This window comes from Nocardia sp. CA-119907 (assembly GCF_050955995.1).
GTDB lineage: Bacteria > Actinomycetota > Actinomycetes > Mycobacteriales > Mycobacteriaceae > Nocardia.
Window position 1 is genome coordinate 2,280,245 of record NZ_CP192091.1, and the last position, 25,619, is coordinate 2,305,863.

Here is a 25,619-nt window from a genome sequence, read left to right on the forward strand (position 1 = left end):
AGCCGGATTTCATGGCACAGCCGGGTCAGAACTCCCAGTCTTCGTCTTCGGTATTGACGGCCTTGCCGATGACGTAGCTGGAGCCGGAGCCGGAGAAGAAGTCGTGGTTCTCATCGGCGTTGGGGGAAAGCGCCGAGAGGATGGCGGGGTTGACGTCGGTTTCGTCCTTGGGGAACAGGCCCTCGTAGCCGAGGTTCATCAGGGCCTTGTTGGCGTTGTAGCGCAGGAACTTCTTGACGTCCTCGGTGAGGCCGACCTCGTCGTAGAGGTCCTGGGTGTATTCGACCTCATTGTCATAGAGCTCGAAAAGCAGCTCGAAGGTGTAGTTCTTGAGGTCGTCGCGTTCGGCCTGGCCGAGCAGTTCCAGACCCTTCTGGTACTTGTAGCCGATGTAGTACCCGTGTACCGCCTCATCGCGGATGATCAGCCGGATCAGGTCTGCGGTGTTGGTGAGCTTGGCCCGCGAGGACCAGTACATCGGCAGGTAGAAGCCGGAGTAGAACAGGAAGCTCTCCAGCAGGGTGGAGGCCACCTTGCGCTTGAGCGGATCGTCGCCGCGGTAGTACTCGAGGACGATCTCGGCCTTGCGCTGCAGGTTTCGGTTCTCCTCCGACCAGCGGAACGCGTCATCGATCTCGCGGGTGGAGCACAGGGTGGAGAAGATCGAGCTGTAGCTCTTGGCGTGCACCGACTCCATGAACGCGATATTGGTGAGCACCGCCTCCTCGTGCGGCGTCGCGGCATCCGGGATCAGGCTCACCGCGCCGACCGTGCCCTGGATGGTGTCCAGCAGTGTCAGGCCGGTGAAGACCCGCATGGTCAATTGCTTCTCGTCGGGGGTGAGGGTGTTCCACGACGGAATATCGTTGGAGACCGGCACCTTCTCGGGCAGCCAGAAATTGCCGGTCAGGCGATCCCAGACCTCGGCATCCTTCTCGTCGGGCACCCGATTCCAGTTGATGGCCGACACCCGATCGATCAGTTTCATCCTGCCTCCACACCCTTCCCGAGCACGCTGCCGTCACGGAATTGTCTACCCCTGAACACTACTCCTTGGGGGTGACAAGTCCATGCAGCACAACACCTTGTGTCGCAGCGACGGTTATCACCATGGCGCAGAAAGGCCGGTGACCACCGCGTGCGGCACCTATTGTGCGGCACGCGGCGGGAAATCCGCGCATCGATACCGGTGCCGTCATCGTGGTCGCCCGTGGTTTGCCGATCGGCCGGTCGCGGGCCGGGGCCGCAAGGGACAGCGTGGTCGGCATGCCAGCACCGAGATTGCTGTCGCCGCTGGGGGAATCCCGTCGTGGACCGGGCCTGGTCGGCTGTGGCGCGGAGTGGGCGCAGCATCACATTTCGCTCGCGGATGTCGGAACCCGGCAGTAGCATCGGTGCCAGCCGCTAGCGCCTGCTTGCAGCTGGCTAGCAAAGATCAGTGTGGTGACCGAGGGGGCCCCGATGTCCGCACCGACCGATCCCGATATGACCGACCTGCTCGGCAGACTCGCGCGTGTGCCGAGCGGTCGCCGGAGCAAATGGGTCGTGCTCGGCGTCTGGATCATCGCACTGCTCGCGCTCGGCACCTTCGCCGGAAAGCTCACCGGCGCACAGAAGAACGACAATGTCACCTGGCTGCCGGATAGCGCCGAATCCACGCAGGCATACAAGCTGGCCGAGAAATTCGGCAATAGCGACCAGGTTCCGGTGGTGCTGGTGTACGAGCGCCCCAGCGGAATCACCGAGGCCGACCGGCTCACGGTCGGCGCCGACGCCACCCGGTTCCGGCAGGTCGAGCATGTGGTGGGCGATAAGCTGCTCGGCCCGATTCCGTCGCAGGACGGTCAGGCACTGGAGATTCTGCTGCCGATCTCGATCGGATCCGACGGCTGGAGCCGTCTGACCAGCGTGGTCGCCGCCATCAATGACGCGGCGGGCGAGCGCCCCGACGGATTGTCGTTCTATGCCACTGGACCGGCCGGATACGCCGCCGAATTCGGCAAGGTGTTCGAGGGCATCGACGGATTGCTGCTGTACTCGGCCGCCGCGGTCGTCATCGTCATCCTGGTGGCCACCTATGGTCCGATGCTGTGGGCATTGCCGCTGATCACTGTCGCGTTCGCACTGGCGATTTCGCAGGCCGCGGTATTCGGCGCGACCAAGTTGGGATTGACGGTCAATGCGCAGAGCCAGGCCGTCCTGACCGTGCTGGTATTCGGCGCGGGCACCGACTATGCACTGCTGCTGGTGGCCCGCTATCGCGAGGAACTGCGCCGCCATCCCGATAAGCACGAGGCCATGGCGGTCGCGCTGCACCGGGCCGGGCCCGCGGTACTGGCGAGTGGTTGCACCGTAATGGTCTCGATGCTGGCTCTGCTGGTGGCGGAGATGAATTCGACCAAGGGCATCGGTCCGGTGTGTGCCATCGGCATCGCGGTCGCGCTGCTGGCAATGCTGACGCTGCTGCCCGCGCTCCTGGTGATCGTCGGCCGGTGGATCTTCTGGCCGCGCCACCCGAATTTCGGCACCGTCAACGTGACCGAGTCCGGTATCTGGGCGCGTGTCGGATTCGCGATCGCCCGGCGGCCGCGCACGGTCTGGATCGGCACCGCACTGGCACTCGGCGTCCTCGCGTTCGGCGCCACCGGGTTGGAGTCGAACGGGATCGCGAACAAGGACGCGTTCGTCGGCGCCTCCGATGCGGTCACCGGAACCGAAGTGCTGGAACGACATTTCGACGCGGGCACCGGTCAGCCGGTAATGGTCGTCGCCTCCGCCGCGCGTGCCGACGCCGTCGCAACAGCGCTGGGATCGACGCCGGGCATTACCACGCCGTCGCGGCCGATCACCAAGGATGATCTGGTCTATCTGGAGGGCACGCTCTCGGATCCGCCGGACAGTCGTGCCGCCGACGCGACCATCGACCGGGTGCGCGCGGCCGTGCACGCGGTGGACCCCGAGGCCAGGGTCGGTGGCCAGACCGCCGTCGTGCTCGATATCAGACATGCTGTGGCACATGACAATCAGGTGATCGTGCCGGTTGTGCTCGCCATCGTGATGGTGATCCTGATGGTGCTGCTGCGCGCGGTGCTGGCACCGCTTCTGCTCACCGCGACGGTGGTGCTGTCCTACTTCGCCGCGCTCGGGCTCAGCCACTGGATCTTCGATCTGGCCGGATTCAAGGGCGCCGACGCCGGCCTGCCGCTGCTGACCTTCGTCTTCCTGGTGGCGCTCGGCATCGACTACAACATCTTCCTGATGTCGCGGGTGCACGAGGAGGCGACGAAGCATCGCACCAAGGCGGGCGCACTGATCGGCCTAGCCGCCACCGGCGGGGTGATCACCTCGGCCGGTCTGGTGCTGGCCGGCACCTTCGCGGTGTTCGCGACCATGCCGGTGGTGACCTTCGCCGAGATGGGCATTGTCATCGCCGTCGGCGTGCTGCTCGATACCGTGATCGTGCGTTCGATCCTGGTCACCGCGCTGACATTGGATATCGGTGATCGGATCTGGTGGCCGAGTGCGCTGGCTCGGCCGCGTATTGCCGCGGCTGCCGAACCGGAGGTCAGTCTGAGCAAGTGACCCGCCGAGGTGATCCCTCGTTTCGGGCGTGTCGCGGGTTAGTTTGTGGCGGTTGATTACCACGCGTTTCGAAAGGAGTGTGTGTTATGACCAGTCCCGGCCCGGCCAAGACCGGACCCGCGCTCAATGACATGACGATCTTCGCGGGCGTTCTGATCCTGATCGCCGGTGTGCTGCATCTGCTGGCCGCCATCGCCGCGATCGCGAAGCGCGACTTGTTCGTATTGACCGAAGACCAGGTCTTCCAGGTGAACGTCTCGGTGTGGGGATGGGTCCATCTGGTGATCGCTGTGCTGATCATTACCGCGGGCATCGGCATCGTGACCGGAAAGACCTGGGGTTATTGGGCAGGTATCGTGATGGCCTCGATCAGCCTGATGGACAACTTCCTGTTCGCGCCGATGTATCCGTTCTGGTCGCTGGTGATCATCGCCATCGATGTGTTGATCATCTGGGCGCTGGCGCGCGAGCTCGGATCCGGAGTAGTGCAATAGATTTCGCTTCGACCCCGATCCCTCGAGTACGGGTCGGGGGCCTGGTCCTCGGCTCACTTGATTCGCGGAGGTGGTCCGCCCGTGCCCACACCGGTCCACGCTGGGCCGGTGGCGTCCCGCCGCCGGTGCCGGAATGGGTGTTCTGTGACTTCTCGGCGACGCCGACGGTGATCGAAACGTTCAAGCCCGCGGCCGAGTGCCGGTGACGGTGGCCAATTCGGCATCCCAGCCGTCACCGAAGACATTGTCCGAGGACAGCGAGATCTGGGACAGATTGGTGATGCTCTGCGCATATCCGGAGTCGGCGGCGTAGACGGTATCGCAGATGTCCTGGGGCAGTGCGATCTGTGTGGTGAGCCGCGCGTTCTGCCCGGCAACGGCGGTGGTCAGCGAGTCGTAGACCTCGAAATGGATATGCGGCCAGCGACCGGTGGTCGTCGCCGATGCGCAGCCCGCCGTGACCGTCGCCGTCCCCGCGGCGCCGAAGAAAAGGGCGCGGCGACGCGACATCACCGTCAAGTCGTGGGCGAGGCCGAGATCGTGTTCGTGTACCTCGCCGTCACCGGGGTGCGCGGGATGTGCGCTCACTGCATTGTCCTTCCGTAGTCGAGATCGCGCTGTTCACGGTGACGCTATGGACGGGGGCTAGGTGGCTGGTGTCGAACAGGCTTGTTTCGGCAGTGATGTGGCCTGGTTGGTGCGGTTCGATGGGGTGGGTCCGGTGGTGGCGATGGGGCCAGTGATCGTCGGTGTCCTGTTGTGCGCGTTGCTATTCGGGTATCGGCTACGAACGAATTCTGGACGGACGGGTGGGTCTCAGGCGCGTGCGGCGGTCCAGCCGCTGGTGGTGTGGCCGATCCCGAGGACGGCGAGGCGGGCGAGATTGACCGCGGCGGCGAGCAGGCCGAAGTCGGCACCGATCTTGGCTTGCCCGCGGACGCGGGCGCGACGTCCGCCGTGGCGGCGGCGCATCAGATGCCCGATCTTGCGTTCTACCTTGGGTCGGGTGGCGCGGTATTCGGCCTTCCAAGCCTTATCGTGTTGACGCTCACGGCCGGTGGCCAGGTATTTCTCGTGGGCCCCGATAGTGATCGTGCGCCCACCGGCTGCGGTGGTGCACTGCGCGCGCAGCGGGCAGTCGGTGCACGCGGCGCCGAAGTAGGCGGCACCGGTGTGGCGACCGGTGCGGGCGGCGATGGGAGCAGCGACCCCGGCCGGGCAGGTCACCGTCCGTTGGTCGAGGTCGACCGCGAAGCGGTCTTTGGAGAAATGCCCTTTCACCGACGGTGACGGCTGCACCTTGATTCGGTTGCGAATTCCGTTGTCGTCCAACTGTTTCAGCAACTCTCCCGCCCCGTAGGCGGAATCACCGAACACCGCCGCCCCGCAGGAACTTGCTTCGGCTTCGCAGGCCAGGATGTCGGTGAGCAGCGCCTCGGCGGTGTCGGCGTCACCGGCATTGCCGGGAGTGACCTCGGTGGCGGTGATGATCTCGCTGTCGGGATCGATAGCGATGTGGCCCTTGTAGCCGTCGAACCCGCGAGCGGAGGTCTTGTGCCCGTGGCGGGTCTCGGGCTCGACGGTGGAGATCACCCGGTCGGCCGCGGTGCCACGCACGATCGCGAACACGCCGTCATCGTCTTCGGTGATGTCCTGGCCGAGCACAGTGGCCAGCAACTGCGCGGCCTTGCTGACCCGCTCATCGAGTTCGAGCCCGTCCAACAGCGCGAGCATCGCCATCCCGTCGCGGGCGCGGGAATCGATCAGCTGGGCGCGGGCGGTCTCGTCGTCCCAGTCGATCCCGGGTTTGGCCGCGCTGGCGTAGTCGTCATCGCTGCTGACCTGCGCCCGCATCGCCGCCGTCAGCTCGGTGCCGGCAACGGTGAGCAGGCCGCGGATCGCCGACCGGACCAGGGTGATGGTGTCCATCGTGGCCACCGAGTCATACAGCAGAGTCGAGTCCAGCACCCGCCGCCGGCCGACCAGCCCCGCCTGATACGCCACCTCGAGCACAACGTCGAAGACGCTGTTCGGCCGCTGCGAGCGGGCCAGCCGGGCCCGCATGTCGACCAGCACCGTGTGCACGAACCCCGGATAGTCGAAATCCAGGCCACCAGCAGCATATTCCCAGCGGGCGTCGAACGCGAAGCGTTCCACCGCTTCCCGGTCCGACAAGTCCTCGAGCCGCTGCAGCACCATCACCACCGCCACGATCATCGGCGGCACGCTGCGCCGTCCGACATCGGTGAACAGATCGGCGAACATCTCATCCGGGAACAACCGACTGCATTCCCGGTGCAGCACACCATAAATCGAGTCTTCACCCACCCGGCCGGCGCAGAACTCCACCGTCGACCGCAGCAGATCACCCTGACTCGGCACACGCCCCAACGTCACCCCAGCATTCTGCTCGAGACAGGCATGTCACCGCACGAAAAGCACCAGTCTCCTAGGGGTGGTATCGGTCCTGGCTGTGCGTGCGCTGTGAGCGGGGGAGCCGCCTATCGTTTGCGTGAATTCGTCGGCTGTGGCATTCTTCATCGCAGTTCGGGGGGTTCTCATCGGGGGTATCACCCAACTCTGTTGTTTCCGTACATGATTGGGGATATCCGTGAACCTGGATTTCAGTGTCGACCCGTTGTTCTCGTGGTATGTGATTCTATTGCTGGTCAGCGGAATCGCGTTGATCGCCATGAGTTACTTCAAGACGCAGAGCGCGGGTATGCGCGCATTCGACGCCATCGTCGGCGTCCTCTTCTTCGGATACGGCTTCTACCTGGCCTTCGTCTTCAAGGGCGGCACCTATTTCCTGGTCTTCAAGGCATTCATCCTGCCCGTGATCCTGGTATTCCAGTTCATCAGATCACGGTGGGCGTCGAATGATGCCAGGCGGTCGTAGCAAACGGCTGCACTGATCCGAATTCCGGGCGATCGCCGATAGTTCGGTTGATTCGAATATGGAGTTCAATCGGTGGTGGCGGCTGTCAATTGGTCGTCGAGAACGCGTGCGATGAGCGCGAGCGCATGTGGTGAGGTCAGCTCATTGTGGGTGACGTCGATATCGTGGTTGATGACGCGGCCGGTGGCATAGGGACGCCAGCCGTCGGGGCCGACCATATCGGAGGTATCGACGGTGGCGCTGAAATAGAGCAGGTCGCCGTCGTAGACCGGACGGCGGTATCCGGTGCGGGTCCGCGCGGATGCGTTGTAGGAATTGGCCATTCGCTCGATGATCTCGGCATCGATGACCTCCATGCCCAGCCGAGCCTTGATGAGGTCGGCCGCTTCCTGGGCGGTCGCCTCGGTGGGGACGTCGTCGATGCCGAAGATCGAGCCGAAGGTATTGACGAACGCGCCCGCCGAGAGCCGTTCGATAGTGTCGCTATCGATATCGGCGTGGTCGGAGTCCAATAGCGCCACGACGCCGACGGTTTCGCCCGCCGCCTGCAGTTTCGCCGCCATCGCATGGGCGATGAGACCGCCGAAGGACCAGCCGAGCAGGTGGTACGGCCCGCTCGGTTGGACGGCGCGGATTTCGCGAATGTAGCGGTCGGCGGCCTCCTCGATGGAGCGCGCCGACGGTTCGCCACCGAGATCCGGTGCTTGCAGGCCGTAGATCGGGCGGCCCGGTCGCAGCCTCTCGGCGAACCCCAGGTAGCTCCACGACATTCCGGAGGAGGAGTGAATGCAGAACAGGGCGGGATCGGTGCCGCCGAGCCGGATCGGCAGCAGTACGTCGAGGCCGAGTCCGGCCGGCGCGGTGGCGGTTTCGCGTGCGGCTGCCTGTGCCGCCAAGGCGGCCGTTTCGTCCGCGGCGGCCTGCTGCGCCGCTGGGGTCTGCGCGAAATGGGCGGCCGCGGTGAGCACATCGGACCACAGGGCCGCCAGTTCGGCGACCTCGGCTCGGTCCAGGAGTGTTTCGGGGAAGCGGAGATTCGCGTGCAACCGATCGTCGATGACGACGGCGGTCACATCGATCGCGGACGTGACCGGGACATCCGCATGCTCATCGGGGCGCAGCTCACCGAACTCGTCGGTGGGCGACCAGCCGAGCCCTTCGAGTCCGGCCGGAATGTCGCCAGCCGAGCGCCGACCCAGGTATTCGAAGCCGATCCGTGCCGACGTCCGGGACGGAAACTGTTCTGTCACAGCGTCGTTGAGGTAGCGCAGTTCGCCGAATCCGATGCCATTGTCCGGCACCGCGAGCAGCTGATGTTTGATCGCGCGCATCGTCGCGCCCATGACCGCACCACCGGCGCAGGCGTCGTCGATATCGATCTCGGTCAGATCCAGCCGCACCGGATAGGTAGGGGCGGCCCAGCCCAGCGTCCGTCCCAGGTCGGCGCCCGGAATCGCGCGCACCGGTCGGCCGTCGGCCGCCAGGCGCAGTAAGGCCGTCGGTGCGTCGACATTGTGGTGTGCGCGCCAGCGATTCAGCGCCAGGGCCAGTGTGGCGAGCAGCGTATCGGTGCCAGTGCCGTGCAGGAGCCGAGGCAGGGTGGTGAGCAGCGCCTCCGTCACCACATCGGAGACCTCGAGTTCGACAGTGCGCAGTGTGTGCGCCCGATCGATCGCCGGATCGAGTTCGCGGGCGCCGACCAGCGGGTCGGGACCGGTGAGCACGCGGTGCCAATGGTCGAGTTCGGCGATGCGGCGGTCGGTATGCGCGTCCTCGACGAGGGCGTACGACCACCGGCGCATCGATGTACCGGTCTCGGCCAGCACCGGGCTGTTCCCGACCGATACCTGCGCCCATGCGGCGATCAAGTCCTGCACCAGAATTCGCCACGACGCGGTGTCGATGGCTATCCGGTGCGCCACGATGAGCAGTCGCCCCGATTTCGTCCTGGCTCCGGCGTCGCCGACTGGATCGAGCCAGACACATTGCAGCACAACGCCGTTCGCCGGGGAGAGCCGGTCTGCCGCGGCATCCAATTCGGTCACGGCGTATTCGCGCAGATCGAGCGAGTCGGCGGCGGCATCGAATTCGATGCGGTGCACCAGCGCGTCGACGTCGACCGATCCGGGCTGGTCGACCCGTAGCTGCCAGCCGTCCTCGGCCTGCCACAGCCGCGCGCGCAGCATGTCGTGCCGGTCGACCACGGCGGTGATGGTGGCGACCAGTTGGCTGCGCTCGATGCCGACCGGAAGGTCCAGCACCGTGACCTGCGCACAGCGGTCGAAGTTACCGCCGCGCTCGACCAAGTAGCGCACATTCGGGGTGAGCGGCAGTTCGCCGATACCGCCGCCGGGCAGCTCCTCGAGCGGGACGACCGCCCCCGCGGCATCGACGGCGGCGGCCAGCGCGGCCACGGTGCGATGCTCGAAGACCTGCAGCGGCGTGCACCGGATGCCGCGCAGCTTCGCACGGGAGACCAGCTTGATCGCGAGAATGCTGTCGCCGCCGAGCGCGAAGAACGAATCATCGACGCCGACCTTGTCGCGGTCGAGGAGTTCGGCGTAGATCTGCGCCAGGATCTCCTCGGTCGCGGTCGAGGGGGCGCGGTATTCGGTCTCCTCGACGACGAATTCGGGTTCCGGCAGGGCCTTTCGGTCGAGTTTGCCGACGGCGTTGAGCGGGATGGCGTCCAGGACGACGAAGGCGGCGGGGACCATATACGCGGGCAGTGCATCGGCGGCGACCGCGCGCACCTGCGCGATATCGAGTTCGACACCGGGCTTGCGCACGAGATAGGCCGCCAGCGCGGTCGATCCGGTCGGGCCGGGGACGCCGAGTGTCACGGCGAAGTCGACCCCGTCCGCGCGGCCGAGCACCGCATCGATCTCACCCAGTTCGATGCGCTGGCCGCGCACCTTGACCTGGAAGTCGGTGCGGCCGATGTACTCCAGCTCCAGGGCCTGCCCCGTGGTGCGCGTCCAGCGCACCAGGTCGCCGGTGCGGTACATGAGTTCGCCGGGTTCGCCGAAGGGGTTGGCGATGAACCGCGACGCGGTCAGGCTCGGTCGGGCGTGATAGCAGCGCGCCAGCGCGGGTCCGGCGAGGTACAACTCGCCCGCGACGCCGACGGGCACCGGGCGCAGCCGGTCGTCGAGGACCAGTACGGCGGCACCGCGAATGGGCGCACCGATGGTGACCGGTGCGTCCGCGACCAACGGTGCGGAACCCGTCGCCCAGATGGTGAACTCGGTCGGACCGTACAGGTTCACCATGGTCCGGTCGATGCACCAGCGCTCGACGAGTTCGGCGCCGACCGCCTCGCCCGCCACCGCGAGCATCCGCACACTCGACACCTCGGCCGGATCGATCGTGGCCAAGGCCGACGGCGTGATCACCATATGCGTGACTTGTTCGGCGGCGATCAGTTCGGCGAGCGCGCTGCCGCCGAAGACCTCCGGCGGTGCGACCACCGACGCGCCACCGGACCCGAAGGCCATCAGCGCCTCGAACACCGATGCGTCGAAACTCGGTGAGGCCACCTGCAATATCCGGGAGTTCGCGTCGACGCCGAGTGATTCTCGTTGTGCGGCAATGAGATCGGCGATACCGCGATGGGAGACGGAGACGCCCTTCGGTGTTCCGGTCGACCCCGAGGTGTAGATCATCCAGGCCGGATTGTCGGGTCGGATCGAATTCGGCGACAGGGCGGCATCACTTGCCGCCTGCTGGCGTGCGCCGAGTTCGTTGTCGTCGAGGACGAGCCAGTCGGTGCCGTCGGGCAGCAGTGGCCGGTAGGCGGCGAGGGTGAGCCCGACCCGCGCACCCGAATCCGTGAGCATGTGATCGATGCGGTCTACCGGATGTTTCGGATCGACCGGCAGGAAGGCCGCGCCGACCTTCGCGGCGGCCCACAGGCCGGTGAGCAGTTCCGCGGAGCGCGGGAGACCGAGTGCCACTACGGTTTCCGGGCCGATGTCCGCCTCGAGGAGCAGTCGGGCCAGCTGGTTCGACCGGGCGTCGAGCTCCCGGTAGGTCGTCGTTCGACCGTCGGCGACGACCGCGGGCCGGTCCGGGTACGACGTCGCGGATGCGGCCAGTGCCTCGGCCAGCGTCGTCGTGCCCGCGGTCTCCGGGCCGCGCACCGGAACCAGCTGTGCGCGTTCGGATTCGTCGAGGATATCGATATCGGCCAGACGCACATCGATATCCGAGACGACCGCGGCGAGTACCCGACGCCAGCGGGCGGCGAAGGTCGCCATCGTGCTCGCGTCGAAAAGGTCTGTAGCATACGTCATTACGCCGTCGACGCCGGCCGGGCCGTCGGCGGCGAAACGCTCACGCAAATCGAGCGTCAGGTCGAACTGTGACGCACGGCGATCGAAATCCTCTACCTCGAACCGCAATCCGGGCAGTTCCAGGACCGGTTCGACGAAGTTCTGCAGTGACAGCGACACCTGGAATATCGGGTGGTGTGCGGTCGATCGGGTGGGGTTGAGCACCTGGACAAGTCGCTCGAAGGGCACATCGCTATTGCCGAATGCATCCAGATCCGCGGCCCGCACGGTGGCGAGGAACTGCCGGAACCCGGTCCCCGGATCGACCGGGGTGCGCAGCGCCAGCGTATTGACGAACATGCCGACGAGGTCGTCGAGTGCTTCCTCGCCGCGACCGGCGACCGGCGTTCCGATCACCACGTCGTCGGTGCCGCCGAGCCGCGCCAGCAGCACCGCGAGCGCGGCGTGTACGACCATGAACACGCTGACATTGTTCGCGGCCGCGAATTCGACAATGGCGCTGTGCAATGGCGCGTCGAGGGTGAAGTCGACGTCGGCGCTGCGCATCGATTGCACGGCCGGGCGCGGGCGGTCGGCGGGCAGCTCCAGCAGATCCGGCGCACCGGCGAGGCTGTCGGTCCAGAAGCGGATCTGTCGTGCCGCCAGCGATTCCGGATCCGATTCGCTGCCGAGCAGTTCCCGATGCCAGAGGGCGAAGTCGGCGTATTGCACCGCGAGCGGCACCCGGGCGGTCCCGGCCCCGCTGGCCCGCTCGGAGTACGCGGCGACCAGATCGCCCGCCAGCGGCGCCATCGAGGCGCCATCGGCGCTGATGTGGTGTACGACGAGCACGACGACGTGCACATCGGCCGGCACGTCACCGGTGGCATCCGAGACCAAGGCATCCGTCGCGGTGGAGCTCGAGGACACCGGAGCCAGGCCCGACGAGGGACCCGATCGCACCGGTGGGACGCCAGCGGACGGGCTCGAGCTGACCGGTGCGATGCCGGAGGAGTGCTCCGCCGCCCTCAGCGCGTCGCTGGCGGAATAACTCGGATCGACGATCCGGAACAGCCCGACCCGTACCGGCGGCTCGGTGGCGAGATCGAATCCGGTGCCGGCCAGCTCATTGATCCGAGCACGCAGCGGTGCGCCGTCTTCGGTATCGAGCACCGGCATGGGCGGTGCGGCCACCTCGGTGGCGACGACGACCTGGCGTGGTCCCTCGGTGTCGACGGGATACAGCGTGCGCAAGCTCTCGTGCCTGCCGATCACATCGGCCATCGCGCGGCGCATCGCATCGATATCCAGGTTCCCGGTGAGCCGCAGCGCGACCGCGATGTTGTAGGCCGATGAGGTCGGATCCAGCCGATTGAGCACCCACATGCGTTGTTGGGCCGGGGACAGGGGAATTCGGTCCGGCCTGATCCGTGGTGCGAGGGTGAACCGGCCCGGTTTGCCGTCGGTGGCCGGGATCACCCGCGCGGACAGCTGCGCCACGGTGGGCGCGTCGAACAGATCGCGCAGCGCGATGGTCGAGCCGAGGGTCGAATTGATCCGTGCGACAACCTTGGTGGCGCTGAGCGAGTTGCCGCCGAGTTCGAAGAACGACTGATCGACGCTCACCTGTTCGCTGCCGAGTACATCGCCGAATACCCCGGCGACGGCGTGTTCGACGGGTGTACGCGGGGCGAGGTACGGTCGTTGCGCGACCGAGAAGTCCGGCACCGGAAGGGCTTTGCGATCCAGCTTGCCGACCGGGGTGAGCGGGATCTCGTCGAGCACGACGAGATGGCTGGGCACCATGTAGCCGGGCAACTCGGCCGCCACCTGGTCCCGCAGCCGCTCGGCGTCCAATTCGGTGCCCGCGGTGGGCAGCACATAGGAGACCAGCACGGTCGCGCCGGCCGGTCCCGGCTGGCCGATCGTCACCGCGTACTCGACCTGTTCGTCACGGGAGAGCACGGCGTCGATTTCGCCGAGTTCGATGCGCAACCCGCGGATCTTGACCTGGAAGTCGCTGCGGCCCAAGTACTCCAGTTCGAGCGCGTCGTCGGCTCCGATGACCCATCGGACCATATCGCCGGTGCGATACATCCTTTCACCAGCTGCGCCATACGGATTCGCGATGAAGCGCGCCGCGGTCATCTCGAACCGATTGAAGTAACCACGTGCCAGCGCCGGACCGGCCAGGTACAGCTCACCCGCGATGCCCACCGGTACCGGGCGCAACCAGGTATCGAGCACCAAATTGGACGCGCCGCGGATCGGGCCGCCGATGGTGATCGGTTTCCCCGGCAGCAGTTCGGCAGGGCTGGTCGCACATACGCTGAATTCGGTGGGGCCGTATAGGTTCACCATCCGCCGCCCGACTGCCCACCGGTCGATCAGTTCGGGTGCGGCGGCCTCGCCGCCGACCCCGAGCACCCGCAGGTCGGCCAGATCGGTCGGTTCCATGGTGGCCAGCGCTGACGGCGTGATCACGGCGTGGGTGATCCGCTCGGTGCGCAGCAGATGTTCGAGATCGCTGCCGCCGTAGACATCCGGTGGCGATACCACCAGGCGGCCACCCGTCGAATGCGCCATCAGCAGCTCCATGACCGATGCGTCGAAACTCGGCGAAGCGACCTGTAGCGAACTTATCGAGGGATCGAGTTCGAGGGCATCTTGTTGTGCGGTGGCCATATTCGCGAGGCCACGATGGCTGACCAGGACCGCCTTGGGCTTACCGGTGGAGCCCGAGGTGTAGATCAGGTAGGCGGTCTGGTCGATATTGATGGGGCCGCCGCGCTCTTCATCGGTGATGGGTGCGTCGGAGACGAGCATGACCCGTCGGATCGTGTTCAGGTCGTCGAGCAGCAGCCAGTCGATGGTGCCGGGCAGCGTCTCGCCGGTCGCCGTGACCGTCACCCCGATCGGGGCCTTCGAATCGGTGAGCATGTGCTCGATCCGCTCCACCGGATAGCTCGGATCCAGCGGTAGGAAGGCCGCACCGGACTTGGCGAGCGCCCAGACGGCCACTACGGATTCCAGTGATCGGGTGAGTGCGAGTATGACGAAGATCTCCCGACCGACACCGCGGCCGAGCAGTACCCGGGCGAAGCGGTTGGACCAGGCGTCGAGTTCGCCATAGCTCATGCTGAGATCGCCCGCGGTGATCGCGATGGCATCTGGATCGATGCGCGCGCCCGCCGACAGAATGTCCGCCAGGGTCTGCGGCGGAACCGATTCCGCGCCGCGCACCGGCAGCAGGGTGGCCAGTTCGGCGTCGTCGCAGTATCGCAGCTGGGAGACGAGGGCATTCGGGTTGTCGGCGAGTTGGGTCAGTAACCGGATGAAGCGATCCAGCAGTGGTCGTGCCGCCGTGATATCGAGTTGGTCGGCCATGAATTTCAGTTTGATCTGCAGCGTGTCGTGCCCGTCTTCGCCGCGCAGCGGAATGACCATGAGGCCCAGCGGGTAGGGCGTGGCGTCGGTGCCCTCGATATCGAGCACCCGCATACCCGCGATATCGAGCGCCTGCGACAGCGCCTCCCGGTCGATCGGGTACGACTCGAATACGGTGAGCGTGTCGAAGAGTTCGGCGAGGCCGACGGCCCGGTGGATGGCGGCCAGCCCCACATGCTGGTGGTCCAGCAGACGCGCCTGCTCGGCCTGGACGCGGGTCAGCAGGTCGGCGACCTTCTCCGCGGGATCGAGCTGGACTCGTACCGGGAGCGTATTGATGAACAGCCCGACCATCTCTTCGATACCGGGCAGCTCCGGTGGCCTACCGGACACCGTGCCGCCGAACACCACATCCGTGCGCCCGGTCAACATGGCCAGCAGCATTGCCCATGCGGCCTGCACCATCGTATTGACCGTCGCGCCGGATTCGCGCGCGGTGGTCTCCAGCCGCTCGACCGTGGCGCGGGTCAGGTCGCGCGAGATCATTCCGGCCTCGGTCGATTCGATCCCGGCCAGCGACGGGACCGCGCGCGTCGGGGTATCCACGCCGGCCAGCGATTGCGTCCAGGCCGCGAGCGAGGCCTCGTTGTCCTGCTCATCGAGCCACTTCAGGAATTCCCGGTACGAGTGCGCGGGCGGCAGGACGGAGGTGTCGCCCCTCGTGACGTAGAGCGTCAGCAACTCGCGCACCAACAGCGGCGTCGACCAGCCGTCCAGCAGCAGATGGTGATTGGTCATCACCAGCCGATAGATATCGGCCCCGGTCCGGATGAGGGTGAATCGGATCAGCGGTGGGCGGTCGAGTTCGAATCGGGTGCGGGCATCGAGGGCGATCAGGCGGTCGACTTCGCGGTCGCGTTCGTCGGTGTCGGCGATATCGGTGAGATCGATATCGTGCCAGCGGATTTCGGCATCGGCGACAACGAGCTGGCGCGGACCGTCGTCGGTTTCGGCGAAGGCGACGCGCAGGTTCTCGTGCCGCTCCAGCAAGACCTGTGCCGCATTGCGCAAGCGGGCGCTATCGACGGTGCCCGCCAGCGTGAGCAGTGATTGGACGGTGTAGCCGTCGGCGGTATCGGTGTCGTAGAGCGCGTGGAAGAGCAGACCGTACTGCAGCGGCGAAAGCGGCCAGACGTCGGCGAGATTCGGATAGGCGCGCTCCCAGCTCTCGATCTGCTGTTGCCGCACCGGGACCAGGTCGAAGTCGGACGGGGTGCGTCCGCCCGCGCCCGGCGAGCTGGCGTGTGCCGCCAGCGCCCGCAGCGCCTGCGACCACAGCTCGGCGAGTTGACCGACATCCGCCTCGTCGAGCAGCCGCGAGGCGTAGGCCCAGGTGACCTCCAGACCGACATCGGTGAGCACGGCATTGATATCGACTACCGCGGCCAGCGGCGCCGACTCGTTGTGCGTCGCCGCGAAACGCTGTGGCAGCCATGGCCCCGCGTGCCCGCCGGTGAGCGCACGACCGAGATAGTTGAAGCTGAGCTGCGGGATCGGCGTGTCCGCGAGGGCGGCGGCGGACTCCGGGTGCTGATAGCGCAGCATGCCGTAGCCGATGCCCTTATCCGGCACCGCGCGCAGCTGTTCCTTGATCGTCTTGATCGCGGTGCCCGCCGCGGTGCCACCGGCGAACGCGTCGTCGAGATCGATACCGGTCACATCGATGGCCACCGGGTAGATACTGGTGAACCAGCCGACCGTGCGGGCGATATCGGCGCCGGGCAGGAGTGTCTCGGAGCGGCCGTGGCCTTCCAGGGTGAGCAGCGCGGTTTTGCGATCGCGCCAGCGGCTCACCGCGAGAGCGAGTCCGGTGAGCAGCACATCGTCTGCGCCGCAATGGAATTGGTCGGGCAGCGTGGCCAGTACGGTGTTGGCGATATCCGGGTCGACCGTGGTCCGGTGCTGGCCCATAGTGGCGACGACGTCGACCGCGGGATCCAGTGCCGCCGAGCCGATGACCGGATCCGGGGTGGCCAGCATCTGTTGCCATAGCGGCAGTTCGGCCACCCGCTCGGCCGCCTGTTCCGCTTGACCGTGCGCCCACCGCCGGAAGGAGGTGCCGACGGGCACGAGTGCGCCGCTGGCCGCCGCGATCGCCAGGTCCGGCAGCAGGATTCGCCAGGAGACGCCGTCGGTCACCAGATGGTGCAGCACCAGCCAGCACAGTGGATCGGCCCCCGCCCGCTCGATCAGCACGAAGCGCGCGACGACACCCGCCTCGGGATCGAGCAGATCCGCCGCCTGTTGCAATTCGCGCTCGTAGCTGTCGTCGGCGTCCGCATCGGCGGCGACTACCTCGATCAAGTCATCGGCAGCTATCGAATCACGGTCGGCGACAACCCATTCCCAGCCGTGCTCGGTGCGCCGCAGGGTGGAGCGAAGCACATCGTGATGGTCGACGAGCGCCTGGACCGCGGCGCTGAGCTGGTCGCGGCCGAAACCCTCCGGGAGACCGATCAGGACGGCCTGACCGAAGCGGCTCCAGGTCGGGCCCTGCTCCACCATGGCGTGCACGATCGGCGTGAGCTCGACGGTGCCGACCCCGCCGCCGGGCAGTTCGGTGACCGTCTGCGCGCTGACGTCGGTCGCGATCGCGGCCAGCGCGGCAACGGTCTTGCGCTCGAACACATCTCGTGCGCTGAAGCCGATCCCGGCGGCCTTCGCGCGCGATACCAGCTGGATGGAGACGATACTGTCACCGCCGAGTGCGAAGAAACTATCGTCGACACCGACCGTATCGAGTCCGAGGACATCGGCGAACAGGTCGGCCAGTGCCGCTTCGCGCGGCGTCGACGGCGCCCGGCTCACCACGGCTCGGACACTGAAATCCGGTGCGGGTAGGGCCCTGCGGTCCACCTTGCCGAGCGGTGTCAGCGGAATGCTGTCGAGCACCATGATGACCGAGGGGACCATATAGGCCGGAAGCGTCTCACCGGCAGCGGCTTTCAGCGCCTCGGGGTGGAGCTCGGTGCCGGGCTTGCCGAGCACGTATGCCACCAGCGCGGTCGCTCCGGCGGGGGTCTCGGCGCCGATGGTGAGCGCGAAGTCGACATCGGGCTGCCGTTGCAGCGCGGCATCGATCTCGCCCAGTTCGATGCGGAACCCGCGCACCTTGACCTGGAAGTCGCTGCGGCCCTGATACTCCAGTTCGTCCTCCGCGGTCCACCGCACCAGATCGCCGGTGCGGTACATCCGCTCACCCGGCGCGTACGGGTTGGCGACGAAACGGCTGGCGGTCAGCCCATTGCGCTGGTGATAGCCGCGCGCGACGCCCGCGCCGGCCAGATACAGCTCACCGACCGCGCCGCGGGCCACCGGCCGCAGCCACGGGTCGAGCACGACGGCGGTGACACCTTGAACGATGCTGCCGATGGTTACCGGTCCGCCGGGGCGCAATGGCCCGCTCAAGGTGACGGTGACCGTGGTTTCGGTGGGCCCGTAGCCGTTCAACAGCGTCCGCCCGGACCAGGTGGTGACCAGCTCCGGCGGACACGCGTCACCACCGACGACGATCGTGTGCAGATCCGGCAGCGTCGCCGGGTCCAGCGATCCCACCACCGTCGGGGTGACATTGAGATGGGTGACCCGATGCGTGCGCAGCACTTCGGCCATCTCCTCGCCCGCATACGCCGACGGCGGCACGACGGCGAGCGTCGCACCCGCCGCGAGAGTAACCAGGATCTCCTCGACGGAAATATCGAAACTCGGCGAAACCGCGTGTGCCACTACCGAATCGGCGGTGACACCGAATCCGGCACCGGAACCGGTGACCAAATTCGCCAGGCCGCGATGCGATACCAGCACCCCCTTGGGCAGTCCCGTCGATCCGGAGGTGTAGATGATGTAGGCGATCTGATCCAGGTGCAGCGGCCCGCGGCGTTCGGCATCGGTGATCGCCGCCGAATCCTGTGCTGCCACGCTTTCAACCGTCGCGTCATCGTCGAGCAGCAGCCAATTCACGCGGTCCGGCAGGGACTTTCGCGCCGGGTGCACGGTCAGGCCCGCGACGACCCCGCTGTCGCCGACCATATGCTCGATCCGGTCCGCGGGATAGGTCGGGTCGATGGGGACGAATGCCGCACCGGATTTCGCCACCGCGAGCGTGGCGAGGACGGATTCGGCCGAGCGTGGAATCGAAATCGCCACGGTACGTTCGGGTCCGGCGCCCGCCGCGATCAGCACGCGGGCCAGGCGGTTGGTGTACTCGTCGACCTGGCGGTAGGTCATGCTGATGTCGCCGCTGCGCAGCGCCACCGCCTCCGGGTCGAGTGCGGCACCGGCCGCGATGATTTCGGGGAGGGTGCGCGGTGCGACCGCCTCGGGTCCGCGCGCGGGCACCAGCCGATCCCGCTCCTGTGGAGAGACGACGTGGACGGTAGACAGCTGCGCATCCGGTCCGGCGGCCAGGAACGCGTGCAGGAACATCAGGAAGCGGGCATGGTGTGCCGCCAGTTCCTCTGTGCTGTACAGGTTTCCGTTGCCCTGCAGATCGATGTGGGTGCTCTCGCCGCCCACGCCCGGATACAGGTTGACGAAGATGTCATCGATCAACCCGGAGGTCAGCACGTGCAGTCGTCCGGTGACCGCGCCGAGCTGAATCCTGGTGTCCACCATCATCAGATTGACGGCCGGACCGAACGACGACGCCTCGTCCATCGACCAGCCGAGATCACGGACGATGTCCTCCTGCCGGTACCGCTGCCTGCGCAGCGCCCCGGTCAGCTCGCCTTGCGTGGCCCGGATCACGTCTCCGACCGTGGTGGTGGGTGACAACGTCAGGCGCATCGGAACGACATTGGCGACCATGCCGCCGGAGCGGCGCAGCGCCGCCGTGGTGCGTCCCGAAACCGGCAGGCTCAGTACTACTTCGGGCGCACCGGTCATCGCGGCGAGATAGGCGCCGAAGGCGGCGACGATGGTCGGCGCGGCGCCCGAGCCCGCCGCCTTCGCCACGGCATCGAGCAATTCGGCCGTCGCGGTCGGCAGTGCGCCCGAGACCCGGCTCGGCGGCGCGTCGACATCGGCCTCGCGACCCGCCAGGTTGACCGGGTCGGCCATCCCGGCCAGATGCTCGCGCCAGTACTCGCGGTCGGTGTCGAATCGGTCCGAGCCGCGGTAGGCCAGATCGGCGTCGACGATCTTCTGCAGTGGTTCGGCCTTGGCGGGCGGCGCCTCGCGGCCCTCGATGGCGGCATTGTAGATCTCGCCCGTGCGCTGCACCAGGGCGAGCGCGCCCATGCCGTCCAGCACGATGTGGTGCATGCGCGAATACCAGAACCAGCGGTCCTCGGCCAGCCGCAGCATGGCCACCGCGACCAGCCGGTCCCGCATCAGATCCAGCGGCGCGGAATACTCGGCGCGCATCCACGCATGCGCCGCCGCCTCCGGATCGGGCTGATCGCGCAGGTCGATAATGGTGGGTGCGTCGACAAGGGCGGTGTCGACGAACTGGTACGGCTGACCCTCGACATCGAGCAGCCGGACATATCCGGTCCCGAATTCGCGCCCGGTCTGCTGGGCGGCCGCGGCGAGCGCGTCGAGATCGAGTTCGCCGATCAGTTCGACGTACTGCGCGATCGAGATAGGCGTATCGCCCGCGATGTGCTGGGCGAACCAGATGCCGCGCTGGGCTGCCGACAGCGGAAACGCGCTGTCGGGCGGTGCGGTGCCTATTCTTCTTCCGTTCGAGGATGATGGCTGTTCCATGAGCACACCTGCGTTCTGACGTCTGGCGCGGTTGTGCACCGCTGGTCCCGACCGTCGCGGTAGTAGCAAGTTCATTTTGGACCGGTGTCCGGCCGACCGAAGGCGTATTCACCACACTGTGTTCGATCGTCGGCGTTCCCGGGTCCCTAGCGTGGTTTCGTTGCGCAATTGCCCCCCGGCCCGTCGTTCACGCCGCAGCGCGCCCGAACTTCACCGGTTCGGGCGCGCAGGCGGAATAGCAGGTCAGGCGGACTGCCGGACGTTCAGCCGATCGGCGTCGGTGATCGGCGCATCGGAGCTGACCAGGTACCGCTGCAGCGTCGAGCGGTCGTCCAGGATCAGCCAGTCGATGGCATCGCTGAGCTCGGGACGGCGGGCCTTGGTGGTGATACCGAGGTAGGAGCCGGGGACCGCGTCCTCGGCCACCGCGACCGGAGTCGCGCCGAGCTTCACCACGGCGGATGTGGCGACCGCCGCTTCGATCTGCTGGTCGATCGCCAGCGCGATCCGGGTGTTCACGGCGGCGCCGCGGGCGATCAGCACTCGGGCCAGCCGGTTCGCCCAGCGATCCATCTCGACGTCGGCCAGTGCCCCGGAGTTGGTGGAGACCGCAGACTGATCGAGCTCGGCCGCGTTCCGCAGGCGCGGCTGCATCTGGATGACGTTGTAGGCGGGCGATTCGACCAGGGTGCTTGTCATTGTGTATCCCTCGCAGGTAGGTGCTCTCGGTACCTCTCTAATCTCGCTGTCGGGAGGGGATGGCGACAGCTACCCAAGCGCTGAGCAGCGCACTCCAAGGGTGAGCGAATCCCCACCCAAGGTGTGTGCACTCGATCGGACCGATCAAGCCAACGACTACGGAGTGAGTCTTACGAGCGGCTGTTCGTGGCCTGTCTGGCGTCCGAGTTGTCGAAGTGCGTGCGCCGTAGGCGCGAGTCTCGACGGCTCGGACGCGAGACAAAAGGGGGACGCGAACACGCCGCGCCGCAGGCGCGGCAAATTCAACACCGTCAGTCGGTGACGAACCCGTTCAGGCTGCCGCGCAGATCGGCGAGCAGGGCCCGGGCCGCGGTGAGGCCGTCACCGTGCCAGACGGTGTCATCCACCGCGAACACCCGCTTATCGGCGGCGGCGCCGAGGTCCTTCCAGGCATCGCCGCGCAGCACCGTCCTGCCGTACCGCTCGCCGGACTCGCCAGCGAAGATGACGTAGATGATGTCGCCCTCGACCTTGATCAGGTCTTTGTCGGTCACGTCGAAGGAGGTGCCGCGCTGCGCGGTCGGGCGCTGCACGCCGACATCGGCGAGAACCTGGCCCGCGAAGCTATTACTGCCCTGGACCTGCATCTGGTCCGCGGTGAAGCGCACCACCGAGGCCTGACTCTGGCTGGCGGCCAGCACATTACCCGTTTCCCGGGCCTCGGCGCGGTAGTTCTCCAGTGCGGTGGCCGCGGCCCCGCGGCGGCCGAGACCCGCTGCGAGCGTGGTGAATTCGGTCTGCCAGCCGCTGGCGGAATCGGCGAGGACGGTGGGCGCGATGGCCTGCAGCGCGGTGAAACCGTTTGCGCCAGCGGAGGTATCGCCGATGATCAGATCGGGATGTAGGGCGGCGATCTGGCCGAGATCGGGTTGTGCGGCCGAACCGACGGCGGGAATCTTCAGCACGCCGTAACCGAGATACACCGGCTGTGGGCGCGGTCCGTCGATCGGCACCGCGCCGACGACGCGCTCCCACAGGCCGACCGCGCAGGTGGCGTCCAGTGCCGAGGTGGACAGCACCACAACCCGCTGCGGATCGGCGGGCACCTCCGAGGTACCCGCGGCGTGGGTGACGGTGCGGGTCTTGCCGTTCGACGGATCGGGCACGCTCGGCAGCGGGCACGCCTGCGAGGTGTCGCGGTCGAGCCCGACCACGCCCGCACCCGCGATATTCGTCGTGGTGCGCACGATCGAGCTGGCATCGTCCTTCTGGCTGCAGCCCGCCACGAGCAGCGCGGCGCAGAGTAGGGCGACCGCGGTGCCCCGGTGCCGGACCGCGCGATTCCAGGCGGTGCCGTATCGGGGGGAGGCAGCGCAGTAGTCGCTAGCGGTGCGGTTTCGGGTGCGAACAAGGGCGCTCACCGGCATGCGGGTGAGGGTACCGGGTGCCGCGGGTCCCGGGACGCGAGGCCACCACGGCACGGCCGCTACCTCCGGGCATGCGGCGGCGACCATCCGGAATTCCACTGTTGGGGAGGTGATTCCGCGCGGTCGTCGCCCTAGCTCATTTGCTGTTGCCGCCGATGCTGAAGCGAGCACCGGTGGGGTCGGCGACCTGAGCCGATCGCCCATAGGGGGAATCCTGCGGCGGGGACAGCACGGTGCCGCCCAGTTCGACGACCTCGGCGACCGCCGCGTCGACATCATCGGCGCCGAAGTAGATGGTCCAGCCCGCCGGTACGCCCTCGGGCAGGAAGGCGGAGGCGTCCATCACACCGCCCAGCATCGGGGTGGTGGCGTGAATGGTGGTGTAGCGGAACTCCGGGGTGTCGGAGATGGTGAAGGTGTCGCTCCAGCCGAAGACCTCGCGGTAGAAGGCGAGGGCGCCCGCGTAGTCGCGAGTGTGCAGTTCGAACCAGGACGGGCTGCCCGCATGGTCGCTCCACGTGCCGCCCGAGACGATGCCGATGGTCTGGAAGCCGGCGAATTCGCCCGCTTGCCAAATCCCGACGCCAGCGCCGCCGGCATCGCCGAGCACGGCCATCGCGCCGAGTTCGCCGACATCCATCGGCGGTACGACGATCGTGCCGCCGTGTGCGACGGCCGCGTCGGCGGTGGCCTTGGCGTCGGGCGAGGCGAGGTAGACGGTCCATTGATCAGGGCCTTCGACACTGTCGGCCGTCTTGCCCATGCCGCCCGCGACGGCCTTGCCGTCCTTGTGGAAGGTGATATAGCCGCCGAACTCCTCACCAGCGCGCTCGGCGGTCCAGCCGAACAATCGGCCGTAGAAATCGATGGCCCGATCGGGATCGGAGGTATAGATATCGACCCAGCAGGGGTCGCCGATCTTCGGTGCGGGCCCGCCCGTCGCCCGACCACCACCGCTCATCGAATCGCTGCGCGATGCTGTACTCATACCGGTCTCCTTGGAGGTAGCACAGGTGGAACGCTGTCACCGATAGAGACGTCGGCCGCCCTGGAAAGTCATCGGTCGTGACTGCGCGCAGGTCACGCGAGTGCGTCGGCTCGGGCGGTGCCGATTTCATGATCGCCGGATCCGCGGGCAACGGTGCCCGGACGGGGAAATACGACGCTGAGTAGGACCCGTGCGGAATGCTGCGGCAGCACGGTTTACGATCTCAGGAGCGCAAGCGAACTCCTCGTCTGCTCCCGGTAGTGGGACGGATGCGAGCAGCGGAGCCTGCGGAGCGACCTAAAGGCACCTTTCAGGAGGATCAGTGACTGCCGTAGAGCCAAAGCCAGTCCCTCAGTTGGAAGCGACTCGGCCGTATCCGGCTCGGACCGGGCCGAAGGGCTCGTTCATCGTCAAGATGGTCACCACCACTGACCCCAAGGTCCTCGGTGTCATGTACCTGACCACCTCGATGGCGTTCTTCCTCATCGGTGGTCTGATGGCCCTGCTGATGCGTGGTGAGCTGGCCCGTCCTGGCCTGCAGTTCCTCTCGCCCGAGCAGTTCAACCAGCTGTTCACCATGCACGGCACGATCATGCTGCTGTTCTACGCGACCGCGATCGTGTTCGGCTTCGCCAACATCATCCTGCCGCTGCAGATCGGCGCCCCCGATGTCGCCTTCCCGCGACTGAACGCCTTCAGCTACTGGCTGTACGCCTTCGGCGCGACCATGGCGACCGCGGGCTTCATCACCCCCGGTGGCGCCGCGGACTTCGGCTGGACGGCGTACGTGCCGCTGACCGACATCCTGCACTCGCCGGGCGTCGGCACCGACCTGTGGATCCTGGGCCTCGCGGTTTCCGGTCTGGGCACCATCCTCGGTGGTGTCAACATGCTGACCACCGTCGTCTGCCTGCGCGCACCGGGTATGACCATGTTCCGGATGCCGATCTTCACCTGGAACATCGCCGTCACCAGCGTTCTTGTACTGCTCGCCTTCCCGCTGCTGACCGCCGCGCTGTTCGGCCTGGCCTATGACCGCCACCTCGGCGGCCACATCTACGATCCGGCCACCGGCGGCATCCTGCTCTACCAGCACCTGTTCTGGTTCTTCGGCCACCCCGAGGTGTACATCATCGCGCTGCCGTTCTTCGGCATCGTGTCCGAGATCTTCCCGGTCTTCTCGCGTAAGCCGATCTTCGGTTACACCACCCTGGTCTACGCGACCCTGGGCATCGCGGCGCTGTCGATCGCGGTGTGGGCGCACCACATGTACGCCACCGGCGCCGTGCTGCTGCCGTACTTCTCGTTCATGACCTTCCTGATCGCGGTCCCCACAGGTGTGAAGTTCTTCAACTGGATCGGCACCATGTGGCGCGGACAGCTGACCTTCGAAACCCCCATGCTGTTCTCCATCGGCTTCCTCGTCACCTTCCTCTTCGGCGGTCTCTCCGGCGTCATCCTGGCCTCGCCGCCGCTGGACTTCCAGGTCACCGACTCGTACTTCGTCGTGGCGCACTTCCACTACGTGCTCTTCGGCACCATCGTGTTCGCCACCTACGCCGGTATCTACTTCTGGTTCCCCAAGATGACCGGCCGCATGATGGACGAGCGCCTCGGCAAGTGGCACTTCTGGACCACCTTCGTGGGCTTCCACACCACGTTCCTGGTGCAGCACTGGCTGGGTGCGGAGGGCATGCCGCGTCGTTATGCCGACTACCTGCCCAGCGACGGATTCACCACGCTGAACACCATTTCCACGATCGGCGCCTTCATCCTGGGCGCGTCGATGCTGCCGTTCATCTGGAACGTCTTCAAGAGCTACCGCTACGGCGAGGTGGTGACCGTGGACGATCCGTGGGGCTACGGCAACTCGCTGGAGTGGGCCACCACCTGCCCGCCGCCGCGGCACAACTTCTACGAGCTGCCGCGGATCCGCTCCGAACGTCCCGCCTTCGAATTGCACTACCCGCACATGGTCGAGCGGATGCGGGCCGAGGCGCATGTGGGCTGGGGCTCGGGCAAACATGCCACCGAGGTGCACGAAGGCGCCTTGGCAAAGCACTAGCATTTTCGATCGTCGAGTGTGCACCTGCTGGTCATCAG

11 protein-coding genes and 1 pseudogene are annotated in these 25,619 nt (G+C 66.8%); 5 read left to right on the forward strand and 7 right to left on the reverse strand.

Features of this window, described 5'->3' with window-relative positions:
- Nucleotides 1-25 precede the first annotated feature (25 nt).
- A complete protein-coding gene (gene nrdF, locus ACQP2D_RS10235) occupies nucleotides 26-988 on the reverse strand; it encodes a class 1b ribonucleoside-diphosphate reductase subunit beta (protein ID WP_433683480.1) in 963 nt (320 codons plus the stop codon).
- 164 nt (nucleotides 989-1,152) lie between these two features.
- On the opposite strand from nrdF, the gene ACQP2D_RS10240 reads away from it, so the two are divergent.
- From ACQP2D_RS10240 to ACQP2D_RS10250, 3 genes are all read left to right on the forward strand, one after another.
- On the forward strand, nucleotides 1,153-1,389 hold the full coding sequence (locus ACQP2D_RS10240) for a hypothetical protein (RefSeq protein ID WP_433683481.1): 237 nt from the start codon (nucleotides 1,153-1,155) through the stop codon (nucleotides 1,387-1,389).
- 72 nt (nucleotides 1,390-1,461) lie between these two features.
- Nucleotides 1,462-3,582 (forward strand): MMPL family transporter, encoded by a 2,121-nt coding sequence (locus ACQP2D_RS10245; RefSeq protein WP_433683482.1) that lies wholly within the window; start codon nucleotides 1,462-1,464, stop codon nucleotides 3,580-3,582.
- A gap of 86 nt (nucleotides 3,583-3,668) precedes the next feature.
- On the forward strand, nucleotides 3,669-4,076 hold the full coding sequence (locus ACQP2D_RS10250; RefSeq protein ID WP_433683483.1) for a DUF7144 family membrane protein: 408 nt from the start codon (nucleotides 3,669-3,671) through the stop codon (nucleotides 4,074-4,076).
- A 106-nt stretch (nucleotides 4,077-4,182) separates the two neighbouring features.
- Here ACQP2D_RS10250 and ACQP2D_RS10255 read toward each other — a convergent pair.
- Both ACQP2D_RS10255 and ACQP2D_RS10260 read right to left on the reverse strand, forming a co-directional pair.
- Nucleotides 4,183-4,556: pseudogene (locus ACQP2D_RS10255) on the reverse strand (dioxygenase); the annotation flags it as partial.
- 336 nt (nucleotides 4,557-4,892) lie between these two features.
- Nucleotides 4,893-6,473, reverse strand: coding sequence for an IS1182 family transposase (locus ACQP2D_RS10260; protein ID WP_433683484.1), 1,581 nt, complete (start codon nucleotides 6,471-6,473; stop codon nucleotides 4,893-4,895).
- A 214-nt stretch (nucleotides 6,474-6,687) separates the two neighbouring features.
- On the opposite strand from ACQP2D_RS10260, the gene ACQP2D_RS10265 reads away from it, so the two are divergent.
- Entirely contained in the window at nucleotides 6,688-6,975 is a 288-nt protein-coding gene (locus ACQP2D_RS10265) for a hypothetical protein (RefSeq protein ID WP_433683485.1), read from the forward strand.
- Nucleotides 6,976-7,040: 65 nt separating this feature from the next.
- Here ACQP2D_RS10265 and ACQP2D_RS10270 read toward each other — a convergent pair whose 3' ends face one another.
- From ACQP2D_RS10270 to ACQP2D_RS10285, 4 genes are all read right to left on the reverse strand, one after another.
- Nucleotides 7,041-20,402 (reverse strand): amino acid adenylation domain-containing protein, encoded by a 13,362-nt coding sequence (locus tag ACQP2D_RS10270; RefSeq protein ID WP_433683486.1) that lies wholly within the window; start codon nucleotides 20,400-20,402, stop codon nucleotides 7,041-7,043.
- Nucleotides 20,403-20,645: 243 nt separating this feature from the next.
- Nucleotides 20,646-21,101: an AMP-binding protein gene (locus tag ACQP2D_RS10275; protein ID WP_433683487.1), complete on the reverse strand. Its 456-nt coding sequence runs from the start codon at nucleotides 21,099-21,101 to the stop codon at nucleotides 20,646-20,648.
- Nucleotides 21,102-21,412: 311 nt separating this feature from the next.
- On the reverse strand, nucleotides 21,413-22,528 hold the full coding sequence (locus tag ACQP2D_RS10280) for an ABC transporter substrate-binding protein (RefSeq protein WP_433683488.1): 1,116 nt from the start codon (nucleotides 22,526-22,528) through the stop codon (nucleotides 21,413-21,415).
- Nucleotides 22,529-22,664: 136 nt separating this feature from the next.
- A complete protein-coding gene (locus ACQP2D_RS10285) occupies nucleotides 22,665-23,489 on the reverse strand; it encodes a VOC family protein (RefSeq protein ID WP_433685598.1) in 825 nt (274 codons plus the stop codon).
- A 349-nt stretch (nucleotides 23,490-23,838) separates the two neighbouring features.
- Here ACQP2D_RS10285 and ctaD point away from each other — a divergent pair, with 349 nt between their 5' ends.
- Entirely contained in the window at nucleotides 23,839-25,581 is a 1,743-nt protein-coding gene (gene ctaD / locus ACQP2D_RS10290; protein WP_433683489.1) for an aa3-type cytochrome oxidase subunit I, read from the forward strand.
- Nucleotides 25,582-25,619 lie beyond the last annotated feature (38 nt).

Excerpts from the sequence above, each read along its gene's own strand:
- ACQP2D_RS10280 (WP_433683488.1), bottom strand. The coding sequence starts at position 22,528 with ATGCCGGTGAGCGCCCTTGTTCGCACCCGAAACCGCACCGCTAGCGAC.
- ACQP2D_RS10285 (WP_433685598.1), bottom strand. The coding sequence starts at position 23,489 with ATGAGCGGTGGTGGTCGGGCGACGGGCGGGCCCGCACCGAAGATCGGC.
- ACQP2D_RS10275 (WP_433683487.1), bottom strand. The coding sequence starts at position 21,101 with ATGACAAGCACCCTGGTCGAATCGCCCGCCTACAACGTCATCCAGATG.
- nrdF (WP_433683480.1), bottom strand. The coding sequence starts at position 988 with ATGAAACTGATCGATCGGGTGTCGGCCATCAACTGGAATCGGGTGCCC.
- ACQP2D_RS10245 (WP_433683482.1), top strand. The coding sequence starts at position 1,462 with ATGTCCGCACCGACCGATCCCGATATGACCGACCTGCTCGGCAGACTC.
- ACQP2D_RS10270 (WP_433683486.1), bottom strand. The coding sequence starts at position 20,402 with ATGGAACAGCCATCATCCTCGAACGGAAGAAGAATAGGCACCGCACCG.
- ACQP2D_RS10250 (WP_433683483.1), top strand. The coding sequence starts at position 3,669 with ATGACCAGTCCCGGCCCGGCCAAGACCGGACCCGCGCTCAATGACATG.